Origin of the sequence: Pseudomonas putida S13.1.2 (assembly GCF_000498395.2) — a bacterium.
Lineage (GTDB): Bacteria > Pseudomonadota > Gammaproteobacteria > Pseudomonadales > Pseudomonadaceae > Aquipseudomonas > Aquipseudomonas putida_Q.
In genome coordinates this window covers 2,994,398-3,006,555 of sequence record NZ_CP010979.1, presented here as the reverse complement: position 1 = coordinate 3,006,555, position 12,158 = coordinate 2,994,398, and the positions used below count along the sequence as shown (strand labels likewise).

General features: G+C 57.6%; 5 protein-coding genes and 3 rRNA genes. 5 read left to right on the top strand and 3 right to left on the bottom strand.

The window, feature by feature from the left end; translation table 11 throughout:
• Nucleotides 1-105: 105 nt before the first annotated feature.
• Nucleotides 106-1,914: an aminopeptidase P family protein gene (locus N805_RS13400; protein WP_019472375.1), complete on the top strand. Its 1,809-nt coding sequence runs from the start codon at nucleotides 106-108 to the stop codon at nucleotides 1,912-1,914.
• A gap of 38 nt (nucleotides 1,915-1,952) precedes the next feature.
• Here the strand turns inward: N805_RS13400 and N805_RS13395 are convergent, their stop codons facing one another.
• Entirely contained in the window at nucleotides 1,953-2,234 is a 282-nt protein-coding gene (locus N805_RS13395) for a hypothetical protein (protein ID WP_019472374.1), read from the bottom strand.
• Nucleotides 2,235-2,423: 189 nt separating this feature from the next.
• Entirely contained in the window at nucleotides 2,424-3,311 is an 888-nt protein-coding gene (gene rhtA / locus N805_RS13390; RefSeq protein ID WP_019472373.1) for a threonine/homoserine exporter RhtA, read from the bottom strand.
• 471 nt (nucleotides 3,312-3,782) lie between these two features.
• Between rhtA and N805_RS13385 the strand changes: the two genes are divergently transcribed.
• The 4 genes from N805_RS13385 to N805_RS13370 all read left to right on the top strand — a co-directional run bounded on the left by N805_RS13385 (nucleotide 3,783) and on the right by N805_RS13370 (nucleotide 10,885).
• Nucleotides 3,783-5,319 (top strand): 16S ribosomal RNA (locus N805_RS13385).
• 317 nt (nucleotides 5,320-5,636) lie between these two features.
• Nucleotides 5,637-8,528: ribosomal RNA gene (locus N805_RS13380) — 23S ribosomal RNA — on the top strand.
• Between the two features lie 134 nt (nucleotides 8,529-8,662).
• Nucleotides 8,663-8,778 (top strand): 5S ribosomal RNA (gene rrf / locus N805_RS13375).
• The 16S, 23S and 5S rRNA genes sit together here, the layout of an rRNA operon.
• A gap of 298 nt (nucleotides 8,779-9,076) precedes the next feature.
• Nucleotides 9,077-10,885 carry an ABC transporter ATP-binding protein/permease gene (locus N805_RS13370; RefSeq protein ID WP_028613418.1) on the top strand — a complete coding sequence of 603 codons (1,809 nt, stop codon included), beginning with the start codon at nucleotides 9,077-9,079 and terminating at the stop codon, nucleotides 10,883-10,885.
• 46 nt (nucleotides 10,886-10,931) lie between these two features.
• Here the strand turns inward: N805_RS13370 and N805_RS13365 are convergent, their stop codons facing one another.
• Nucleotides 10,932-12,128, bottom strand: a complete 1,197-nt coding sequence (locus tag N805_RS13365; protein WP_028613419.1) for an MFS transporter — start codon at nucleotides 12,126-12,128, stop codon at nucleotides 10,932-10,934.
• Nucleotides 12,129-12,158: the final 30 nt, after the last annotated feature.

Sequence of the window (12,158 nt, the reverse complement as noted above, 5' to 3'; positions counted from 1 at the left end):
GGTGGGCAATGCATGCCGTGTCTTGGTCGTGGCGATTGCAGCGCAATGGCGGCTGTTCCATTATCGGCGGATGGGAACAACCTTGATGTAGCCGCAGGAGAGCGCATGAACGTCCAGACCACCCTTGAGCAAAGCGTGCCGCAGCGACTGGCGCGCGTGCGCCAGGCCATGGCAGCCGGGGGCATCGATGCCTTGCTGGTACCCTCGGCCGACCCTCACCTTTCCGAATACCTGCCCGGTTACTGGCAGGGGCGTCAGTGGCTGTCGGGTTTCCACGGCTCGGTAGGCACGCTGGTAGTCACGCCCGCCTTTGCAGGGTTGTGGGTCGATAGCCGGTACTGGGAGCAGGCGGAGCGCGAGCTGGCCGGCAGTGGTATCGAACTGATGAAACTCTTGCCGGGCAAGCCAGGGGCGCTGGAATGGCTCAGCGATAATGTCGCGCCAAACGGTAACGTCGCGGTGGATGGAGCGGTCATGGCTCTGGCTTCGGCGCGCCAGCTGGACGAGCGGTTGAAGGCACGTGGGGCAGGGCTGGTGACCGACAAGGACCTGCTAGACCAGGTCTGGGACGGGCGCCCGGCGCTGCCCGCCAACCCGGTGTACCAGCACTTGCCGCCGCACGCCACGGTAAGCCGGGCGGAAAAACTCGCGCAGTTGCGCCAGGGCATCCAGGCCAAAGGGGCTGACTGGCACTTTATCGCTACGCTCGATGACATCGCCTGGCTGTTCAACCTGCGTGGCAGTGATGTGTCATACAACCCGGTTTTCCTGGCCTTTGCCTTGATCAGTCAGCAGCAGGCCATTCTGTTCGTGGGTCAGGACAAGGTGGACGCGCATTTGCGTCAGGTGCTGGCGGTGGACGGCATCGAGGTGCGCGACTACAGCGAGGCTGGCGCTGCCCTGGCGGCTGTTCCGGCGGGGGGGCGGTTGCTGGTAGACCCGGCCCGTGTCACCTGCGGCCTGTTGGGCAATCTGGCGCCAGAGGTTGTGCTGGTCGAGGGGCTCAACCCCACCACCCTGAGCAAATCCTGCAAAGGTGACGATGATCTGGTGCATATCCGCCAGGTCATGGAGCAGGACGGTGCGGCATTGTGCGAGTTCTTCGCCTGGTTCGAGGCGAACCTCGGCCGTGAGGTGATTACCGAGCTGACCGTTGACGAGCAATTGACTGCCGCGCGTGCCCGGCGCGCGAATTTCGTGTCGCTGAGTTTTTCGACCATTGCCGCCTTCAATGGCAATGGCGCCATGCCGCACTACCGTGCCACCGAGCAGTCGCATGCGATCATCGAGGGTGATGGCTTGCTGCTGATCGATTCGGGCGGGCAATACCTGGGCGGCACCACCGACATCACCCGTATGGTGCCCGTCGGCAACCCCAGCCATGCACAGAAGCAGGACTGCACCCGGGTACTCAAGGGTATGATCGCCCTGTCGCGTGCCACCTTCCCGCGAGGGGTGCTGTCGCCGTTGCTCGACGCCATTGCCCGGGCGCCGATCTGGGCTGACCAGGTTGATTATGGCCACGGTACCGGGCACGGGGTAGGCTACTTCATGAACGTGCACGAAGGCCCGCAAGTGATTGCCTACCAGGCGGCACCTGCACCGCAGACAGCGATGCAGGCAGGCATGATCAGCTCGATCGAACCCGGTACGTACCGCCCCGGGCAGTGGGGCGTACGTATCGAGAACCTGGTGGTCAACCGCGAAGCGGGCAAGAGTGCCTTCGGCGACTTCCTGCACTTCGAGACCTTGACGCTGTGCCCGATCGATACCCGCTGCCTGTTGCCCGAGCTACTGGCCAAGGACGAGGTGGATTGGCTGAATGGCTATCATGCGAACGTGCGTGAGCGCCTGGCGCCCCTTCTCAGGGCTGATGGGTTGGCCTGGCTGGAGGCGCGTACCGCGCCGCTGTAATGCAAATGGAAAGGGCAGCTTGTGAGCTGCCCTTTTTGCTACTTGCAGATGACGATCATGCTGCGGCTGGTGTAACCCGCCGGGTTGATGCCGAACAAGTAGTCACCGGCTTGTTCATCGCTATCGCCCGAGCGTGCAATGACCCGGTAGCCGCGTGTGCTGCAGGAGGTCGCGGCCTTGCTGTAGCAGTTGTCCCATGACGAGGAAAGGCCGGAACAATTGATATGCAGGCCCTTCTTGCCCCTCTTGACCTCAGTCTTGGCTGTGGCGGCACATCCAGCAATAGCCAAGATGGCCAGGATGAGAAAAATACGTTTCATTCCTGTCCTTAAATGCAGGGCGGATCAGCTGTCTGCCCTGTCGTTATCGCTTCGCTTCTTCCTGAAACATCCCCAGCGTCCGTGTTCGGTCCAGTAGATAGCGTAAAGATGATGATGCTGTGACAGCTTAATCAGCGAGGAGGACCGCTACAATCACTAATCCTGTCTCAAATGAAAATATTTCTCATATCAGTCGGCTGCCACAGCCGGGGTTGGCTCTTTGCGCATGGACAGGGTAGTGCCAACCGAAGCGGCAATGATTGCCCCAATCGCCAGCCATTGGGTGAGCGTTAGTACCTCGCCGAGAAACAGCAGGCCGGACAGTGCGCCGAATGCAGGTTCGATACTCATCAACGTGCCGAACGTACGGGCCGGGATGCGTGTGAGGGCAACCATTTCCAGGCTGTAGGGCAGGGCGGTGGACAGCACTGCAACGGCCAGGGCCACGGGGATCAAGGCAGGTGTGAGCAGTGCGCTACCGGCATGTGCGATACCTATGGGGGCGACGAACAGGGCGGCGACCACCACCCCCAAGGCTGCACTCTGAATACCGTGCTCGGCGCCGGCGCGTTGCCCGAACAGAATATAGAGGGCCCAGCATACGCCAGCGCCCAAAGCATAAGCAGCGCCCACCGGGTCGAGTGCCTGGCCGCCTTGGCCAGCCGGTAGCAACAGCAGCAGGCCGGCAATGGCCAAGGCAATCCACACGAAGTCGATTGGCCGGCGCGAGGAGAAGATGGCCACCGCCAACGGGCCGGTGAACTCCAGGGCCACGGCGATGCCGATGGGTACCGTTTGCAGGGCCATATAGAAGAGGAAGTTCATGCCACCCAGCGCCATGCCATAGATGACCACGTTGCGCAGGGTGGTGGCGGTCATACGTACCCGCCATGGGCGCAATATGAGCAGCATGATGATGCTGGCGAAGATCAGGCGCAGTGTAGTGGTGCCTTGTGCTCCGATGATGGGGAACATGCTTTTGGCCAGGGACGCACCGGACTGGATCGATGCCATGGCTATAAGCAGCAGGCCGATCGGGAAAAGAGTGGCGGCCAGGCTGCGGGGTTGGGTGTTCATTTAAGTGCGGCGATCCTTGGACGGGCGGGATGAGCAATATAGTGCGCAATTGGTGGGGCGGGTGATAGCCCTTAAGAGGCTTCGCCAGAAATATTTCAAACCATTGAAATTAAAGGTTGACCTCGTGGATGACGGCCCTATAATGCGCACCATTCCAACGGGGTAGCGAAGTAAAGCTAGCCGCGCTGTTGAGTCAAGTGTTTGAAGCTAAACGAGTTTCTCGAAAAAAACTTCAAAATAAACGCTTGACAGGCTCTGAGGAAAGCGTAGAATGCGCGCCTCGGTTGAGACGAAAAGCTCTTAACCAAACGCTCTTTAACAAATCGAATCAAGCAATTCGTGTGGGTGCTTGTGAGTATGGACTGATAGTCAAAAAGATTATCAGCATCACAAGTGACCATGCGAGAAATCACATAGTCATTTGAGATTGCTGAGCCAAGTTTAGGGTTTCTTAAAAACCCAAGCAGTATTGAACTGAAGAGTTTGATCATGGCTCAGATTGAACGCTGGCGGCAGGCCTAACACATGCAAGTCGAGCGGATGAGAAGAGCTTGCTCTTCGATTCAGCGGCGGACGGGTGAGTAATGCCTAGGAATCTGCCTGGTAGTGGGGGACAACGTTTCGAAAGGAACGCTAATACCGCATACGTCCTACGGGAGAAAGCAGGGGACCTTCGGGCCTTGCGCTATCAGATGAGCCTAGGTCGGATTAGCTAGTTGGTGAGGTAATGGCTCACCAAGGCGACGATCCGTAACTGGTCTGAGAGGATGATCAGTCACACTGGAACTGAGACACGGTCCAGACTCCTACGGGAGGCAGCAGTGGGGAATATTGGACAATGGGCGAAAGCCTGATCCAGCCATGCCGCGTGTGTGAAGAAGGTCTTCGGATTGTAAAGCACTTTAAGTTGGGAGGAAGGGCATTAACCTAATACGTTAGTGTTTTGACGTTACCGACAGAATAAGCACCGGCTAACTCTGTGCCAGCAGCCGCGGTAATACAGAGGGTGCAAGCGTTAATCGGAATTACTGGGCGTAAAGCGCGCGTAGGTGGTTTGTTAAGTTGAATGTGAAAGCCCCGGGCTCAACCTGGGAACTGCATCCAAAACTGGCAAGCTAGAGTACGGTAGAGGGTGGTGGAATTTCCTGTGTAGCGGTGAAATGCGTAGATATAGGAAGGAACACCAGTGGCGAAGGCGACCACCTGGACTGATACTGACACTGAGGTGCGAAAGCGTGGGGAGCAAACAGGATTAGATACCCTGGTAGTCCACGCCGTAAACGATGTCAACTAGCCGTTGGAATCCTTGAGATTTTAGTGGCGCAGCTAACGCATTAAGTTGACCGCCTGGGGAGTACGGCCGCAAGGTTAAAACTCAAATGAATTGACGGGGGCCCGCACAAGCGGTGGAGCATGTGGTTTAATTCGAAGCAACGCGAAGAACCTTACCAGGCCTTGACATGCAGAGAACTTTCCAGAGATGGATTGGTGCCTTCGGGAACTCTGACACAGGTGCTGCATGGCTGTCGTCAGCTCGTGTCGTGAGATGTTGGGTTAAGTCCCGTAACGAGCGCAACCCTTGTCCTTAGTTACCAGCACGTAATGGTGGGCACTCTAAGGAGACTGCCGGTGACAAACCGGAGGAAGGTGGGGATGACGTCAAGTCATCATGGCCCTTACGGCCTGGGCTACACACGTGCTACAATGGTCGGTACAGAGGGTTGCCAAGCCGCGAGGTGGAGCTAATCTCACAAAACCGATCGTAGTCCGGATCGCAGTCTGCAACTCGACTGCGTGAAGTCGGAATCGCTAGTAATCGCGAATCAGAATGTCGCGGTGAATACGTTCCCGGGCCTTGTACACACCGCCCGTCACACCATGGGAGTGGGTTGCACCAGAAGTAGCTAGTCTAACCTTCGGGAGGACGGTTACCACGGTGTGATTCATGACTGGGGTGAAGTCGTAACAAGGTAGCCGTAGGGGAACCTGCGGCTGGATCACCTCCTTAATCGACGACATCAGCCTGCTGATGAGCTCCCACACGAATTGCTTGATTCATGGTTGAAGACGATCAAGACCTCCTGCAGGTCTAGCGTTGTTCCTGATCAGAACTTGGAAATGAGCATTCGCTTCGAATGTTGATTTCTGACTTTTGTCAGATCGTTCTTTAAAAATTCGGATATGTGATAGAAATAGACTGAACACCAGTTTCACTGCTGGTGGATCAGGCTAAGGTAAAATTTGTGAGTTCTGCTCGAAAGAGCGACGTGCGAATTTTCGGCGAATGTCGTCTTCACAGTATAACCAGATTGCTTGGGGTTATATGGTCAAGTGAAGAAGCGCATACGGTGGATGCCTTGGCAGTCAGAGGCGATGAAAGACGTGGTAGCCTGCGAAAAGCTTTGGGGAGTCGGCAAACAGACTGTGATCCAGAGATCTCTGAATGGGGGAACCCAGCCAGCACAAGCTGGTTATCTTGTACTGAATACATAGGTGCAAGAGGCGAACCAGGGGAACTGAAACATCTAAGTACCCTGAGGAAAAGAAATCAACCGAGATTCCCTTAGTAGTGGCGAGCGAACGGGGACCAGCCCTTAAGTTGGTTTGAGATTAGTGGAACGCTCTGGAAAGTGCGGCCATAGTGGGTGATAGCCCCGTACACGAAAATCTCTTATCAATGAAATCGAGTAGGACGGAGCACGAGAAACTTTGTCTGAATATGGGGGGACCATCCTCCAAGGCTAAATACTACTGACTGACCGATAGTGAACTAGTACCGTGAGGGAAAGGCGAAAAGAACCCCGGAGAGGGGAGTGAAATAGATCCTGAAACCGTATGCGTACAAGCAGTGGGAGCCTACTTGTTAGGTGACTGCGTACCTTTTGTATAATGGGTCAGCGACTTATATTCAGTGGCGAGCTTAACCGAATAGGGGAGGCGTAGCGAAAGCGAGTCTTAATAGGGCGTTTAGTCGCTGGGTATAGACCCGAAACCGGGCGATCTATCCATGGGCAGGTTGAAGGTTAGGTAACACTGACTGGAGGACCGAACCGACTACCGTTGAAAAGTTAGCGGATGACCTGTGGATCGGAGTGAAAGGCTAATCAAGCTCGGAGATAGCTGGTTCTCCTCGAAAGCTATTTAGGTAGCGCCTCATGTATCACTGTAGGGGGTAGAGCACTGTTTCGGCTAGGGGGTCATCCCGACTTACCAAACCGATGCAAACTCCGAATACCTACAAGTGCCGAGCATGGGAGACACACGGCGGGTGCTAACGTCCGTCGTGAAAAGGGAAACAACCCAGACCGTCAGCTAAGGTCCCAAAGTCATGGTTAAGTGGGAAACGATGTGGGAAGGCTTAGACAGCTAGGAGGTTGGCTTAGAAGCAGCCACCCTTTAAAGAAAGCGTAATAGCTCACTAGTCGAGTCGGCCTGCGCGGAAGATGTAACGGGGCTCAAACCATGCACCGAAGCTACGGGTATCACCTTTTGGTGATGCGGTAGAGGAGCGTTCTGTAAGCCTGTGAAGGTGAGTTGAGAAGCTTGCTGGAGGTATCAGAAGTGCGAATGCTGACATGAGTAACGACAATGCGAGTGAAAAACTCGCACGCCGAAAGACCAAGGTTTCCTGCGCAACGTTAATCGACGCAGGGTTAGTCGGTCCCTAAGGCGAGGCTGAAAAGCGTAGTCGATGGAAAACAGGTTAATATTCCTGTACTTCCAGTTATTGCGATGGAGGGACGGAGAAGGTTAGGCCAGCCTGGCGTTGGTTGTCCAGGTTTAAGGTGGTAGGCTGGAATCTTAGGCAAATCCGGGATTTCAAGGCCGAGAGCTGATGACGAGTTGCCTTTAGGCGATGAAGTGGTTGATACCATGCTTCCAAGAAAAGCTCCTAAGCTTCAGATAACTGGGAACCGTACCCCAAACCGACACAGGTGGTTAGGTAGAGAATACCAAGGCGCTTGAGAGAACTCGGGTGAAGGAACTAGGCAAAATGGCACCGTAACTTCGGGAGAAGGTGCGCCGGCGAGGGTCAAGGACTTGCTCCGTAAGCCCATGCCGGTCGAAGATACCAGGCCGCTGCGACTGTTTATTAAAAACACAGCACTCTGCAAACACGAAAGTGGACGTATAGGGTGTGACGCCTGCCCGGTGCCGGAAGGTTAATTGATGGGGTTAGCGCAAGCGAAGCTCTTGATCGAAGCCCCGGTAAACGGCGGCCGTAACTATAACGGTCCTAAGGTAGCGAAATTCCTTGTCGGGTAAGTTCCGACCTGCACGAATGGCGTAACGATGGCGGCGCTGTCTCCACCCGAGACTCAGTGAAATTGAAATCGCTGTGAAGATGCAGTGTATCCGCGGCTAGACGGAAAGACCCCGTGAACCTTTACTATAGCTTTGCACTGGACTTTGAATTTGCTTGTGTAGGATAGGTGGGAGGCTTTGAAGTGGGGACGCCAGTTCTCATGGAGCCATCCTTGAAATACCACCCTGGCAACTTTGAGGTTCTAACTCAGGTCCGTTATCCGGATCGAGGACAGTGTATGGTGGGTAGTTTGACTGGGGCGGTCTCCTCCCAAAGAGTAACGGAGGAGTACGAAGGTGCGCTCAGACCGGTCGGAAATCGGTCGTAGAGTATAAAGGCAAAAGCGCGCTTGACTGCGAGACACACACGTCGAGCAGGTACGAAAGTAGGTCTTAGTGATCCGGTGGTTCTGTATGGAAGGGCCATCGCTCAACGGATAAAAGGTACTCCGGGGATAACAGGCTGATACCGCCCAAGAGTTCATATCGACGGCGGTGTTTGGCACCTCGATGTCGGCTCATCACATCCTGGGGCTGAAGCCGGTCCCAAGGGTATGGCTGTTCGCCATTTAAAGTGGTACGCGAGCTGGGTTTAGAACGTCGTGAGACAGTTCGGTCCCTATCTGCCGTGGACGTTTGAGATTTGAGAGGGGCTGCTCCTAGTACGAGAGGACCGGAGTGGACGAACCTCTGGTGTTCCGGTTGTCACGCCAGTGGCATTGCCGGGTAGCTATGTTCGGAAGAGATAACCGCTGAAAGCATCTAAGCGGGAAACTTGCCTCAAGATGAGATCTCACTGGGATCTTGAATCCCCTAAAGGGCCGTCGAAGACTACGACGTTGATAGGTTGGGTGTGTAAGCGCTGTGAGGCGTTGAGCTAACCAATACTAATTGCCCGTGAGGCTTGACCATATAACACCCAAGCAATTTGCTAGCGCAGATTGCGGTGGTGAAGATGACACGAACCGAAAGTTCGCAACGAACCACAAATATCGCATATCCGGATTCGCTGGGCTGTCCATCTGGACATTCTGGCTACAGAATTTCTTGACGACCATAGAGCATTGGAACCACCTGATCCCATCCCGAACTCAGCAGTGAAACGATGCATCGCCGATGGTAGTGTGGGGTTTCCCCATGTGAGAGTAGGTCATCGTCAAGATTAATTTCGCAAAACCCCTATCTGCGCATGCAGGTAGGGGTTTTGTCTTTGTGGGCGAAAAAATCCGGCCCAGCTTGAATCCCTGTGGGAGCGGGCTTGCCCTGCGAACACAGGCGAAGCCCGTGCCATCCACAGCGCAGCCTGTTTCGCGGGCACGCCCGCTCCCACAGTGATCGCGCCGGCCTTTCTACAGGGAAGCAGGCCACCTCACCGCCAATCATGAAATGTCTGTCATACACGTCTGGTAAACCCCGAGGCAATGCTACGCTCGCGGAAATACTCAGCACGGATACCCACCATGGACATGAACTGGCACCAGGCCCTGCAGGAGAGCCTGAGCTGGCTGGCAATCGCCACGTTCATCACGCTTGTTTGCTTTACCGCTGCCGCGACGCTAGCTGTACGTTGCACGCGCTGGGGCAACCAGTTCTGGCAACTTGCCGGGCCCTATTTCAATTTCAGGCGCAGTTGGCGGCCACTTCTAGTGTTTGCGCTGCTGCTGGTGTTAACGCTGTTCTCGGTACGCCTGAACGTGCTGTTCTCGTTTTGGTACAACGGCTTCTACAGCGCCTTACAGGGCCTTGACCAGGCCGCTTTCTGGTACATGCTCGGCGTCTTTGCCGTATTGGCCACCATCCATGTGCTGCGCTCGCTGTTCACCTTTTATGTAACCCAGGCATTCAGCATTCAGTGGCGGGTCTGGCTCACCAAGCGGCTGACCAACGACTGGATGCATGGCGATGCCTACTACCGGGGTCAGTTTCTCGCCGAGCCGGTGGACAACCCTGACCAGCGTATCGAGCTGGATGCCAATGCATTTGTCACCAACTCGGTAACCCTGGCCCTGGGCGCAGTCAGTGCGCTGGTGTCGCTGGTGGCGTTCACCGGGATCCTCTGGGCGCTGTCGGCACCGCTGGCGGTTGCCGGGGTGGAAGTCCCCCGGGCGATGGTGTTCGCCGTTTACCTGTATGTCATCGTCGCCACCTGGATTGCCTTCCGCCTGGGGCGCCCGTTGATCCGCCTGAACTTTCTTAACGAGAAGCTCACCGCTAACTTTCGTTATGCGCTGATGCGTCTGCGCGAGAATGCCGAGAACATTGCCTTCTACCAAGGCGCCCTGGTAGAGCGGGGCACGCTGTTGGGCCGCTTTGGCGCCTTGATCGTCAATGCCTGGGCGCTGGTGTTCCGGAACCTGAAATTCAGCGGTTTCAACCTGGGGGTTAGCCAGGTTGCCGTGGTGTTCCCGTTTATCCTCCAGGCCCCACGCTTCTTCAGCGGGGCGATCAAGTTGGGTGACGTGATGCAGACCGCCCAGGCCTTTGGCCAGGTGCAGGATGCGTTGTCGTTCTTCCGCGAATCTTACGACGCATTCGCTCAATACCGGGCCACCCTCGACCGCCTGACCGGTTTTCTCGATGCCAACGAGCAGGCAAGCGCTTTGCCGCGTGTCACCACCGAGGCTCAGGAACATGCGCTGGAAATCACGGATCTGCAGGTACTGCGCCCGGACGGGCATCCCCTTGTCACTGATCTTGGCCTGAGCTTGCACGCTGGCCAGGCACTGTTGATCAAAGGCCCATCGGGCAGTGGCAAAACTACTCTGCTGCGAGCCCTGGCAGGCCTTTGGCCGTACGCTGCAGGTGAGGTCAAGCGCCCGATAGGCCATCAGGCGTTGTTCTTGTCGCAGCGTCCCTACCTGCCGCTGGGCGACTTGCGGACGGTCATCGCCTACCCGGCAGCCAGCAAGCCCGAGGACGAAGGGCGGATGCGGCAGGCCCTGCGCCAGGTCAATCTGGCTCATCTGGCCGATCGGCTGGAGGTCAGTTGCGACTGGTCGCACATTCTTTCGGTGGGCGAGCAGCAGCGCCTGGCGTTCGCCCGGGTGCTGTTCAACCGGCCCCAGGTGGTGTTCCTCGACGAGTCCACCTCGGCAATGGACGAAGGGCTCGAGCACGCCCTGTATTCACTGTTGCGCACGGAAATGCCGGGCGCGCTGCTGGTCAGTGTTGGCCACCGCAGTACGCTGGCGGGGTTCCACACTCACCGGTTGGAGGTAGATGGGCATGGGGGCTGGTCGTTGCTCAAGCAGGAACCGGCGTTGGCCTAGTCGGGATTGAAGGGCTAATCGCCGCCCAGCCCCGCTCCAGGCGCGCTCAACGCAGCAGCATCACCCCCACCAGGGTGGTGCTGGCAAGCCCTGCACCGACCAGGAAAGTTGCCTGGAACCCCGCACCATCCCACAGCAACCCTGCCACCACACTGGCCACCAGCAGTGCCACCCCGGTCAGCAGGTTGAACAGGCCAAAGCCGGTACCGCGCAGGTTGGCGGGGGCGCTGTCGGCGATCATGGCAGCAAAAATACCCTGGCTGAAGCCCAGGTGCAGGCCCCAGGCGGCAACCCCCAAGGCCAATCCGGCCCAGCCCGGCAGCAGGGCCAGCAGCAGGTCGGCGCAGATCAGCAACCCCAGCCCGGCCATGAGCACGCCGCGGCGCCCCAGGCGGTCTGACAGCACCCCGGCAGGGTAGGCAGACACCGAGTAGGCCAGCGCCATCAGCACCAGCACCGCCGGCGCCCACATCGGCGCCAGCCCCATGTCTTGGGCGCGCAGCAGCAGGAAGGCCTCGCTGAAGCGGGCGAGGGTGAACAATGTGGCCAGGCCGATCAGCCGCCAGTAGGCCGGGCCCAGGCGTACCAGTTCGTGCAGCGCCAGCGGTGCGCGCACGGGCCGGGTCGTGGCCGGCGTTTCAGGTTCGCACACGAAGGCGATGAGGATATACACCGCCACGAACGCCGGGATCACCGCCACCCAGAACACCGTCTGGAAGTGGCTCGCGGTCAGCCACATCAGCACGATCGCCAGCAATGGCCCGAGGAAAGCGCCAACCGTATCCAGCGCCTGACGCAGCCCGAAGGCGGCGCCACGCAACGCGGGGGGCGTGACATCCGCCACCAGCGCGTCGCGCGGCGCTCCACGAATGCCTTTGCCCACCCGGTCGACGAACCGTGCTGCGGTCAGCCACTCCAGCCCCGAAGCCATGGGGAAGACCGGCTTGGTCAGCGCGCCCAGGCCATAGCCGAGCACCGTCAGCAGCTTGCGTTTGCCCAGGCGGTCGCTGAGGGCACCGGAAAACACTTTGGTGATCGAGGCAGTTGCCTCGGCGATGCCTTCGATAACGCCCACCGCCACCACCGAAGTGCCGAGCACGGTGACCATGTACAGCGGCAACAGGGCGTGGATCATCTCCGAGGAAATGTCCATGAACATCGACACAAAACCCAGCGCCCAGACACTGCGCGGGATCTTTGGCAGGGTTCGGGTGGCGGAGCTGCTTTCTTCATTGCTGCGCATTTGGGGTCTCGTCAGCGTTGCCACGTTGAA

What these genes read in the sequence shown, in the direction of transcription:
- rhtA (WP_019472373.1), bottom strand. Translation starts at nt 3,311, where the DNA reads ATGAACACCCAACCCCGCAGCCTGGCCGCCACTCTTTTCCCGATCGGC.
- N805_RS13365 (WP_028613419.1), bottom strand. Translation starts at nt 12,128, where the DNA reads ATGCGCAGCAATGAAGAAAGCAGCTCCGCCACCCGAACCCTGCCAAAG.
- N805_RS13400 (WP_019472375.1), top strand. Translation starts at nt 106, where the DNA reads ATGAACGTCCAGACCACCCTTGAGCAAAGCGTGCCGCAGCGACTGGCG.
- N805_RS13370 (WP_028613418.1), top strand. Translation starts at nt 9,077, where the DNA reads ATGGACATGAACTGGCACCAGGCCCTGCAGGAGAGCCTGAGCTGGCTG.
- N805_RS13395 (WP_019472374.1), bottom strand. Translation starts at nt 2,234, where the DNA reads ATGAAACGTATTTTTCTCATCCTGGCCATCTTGGCTATTGCTGGATGT.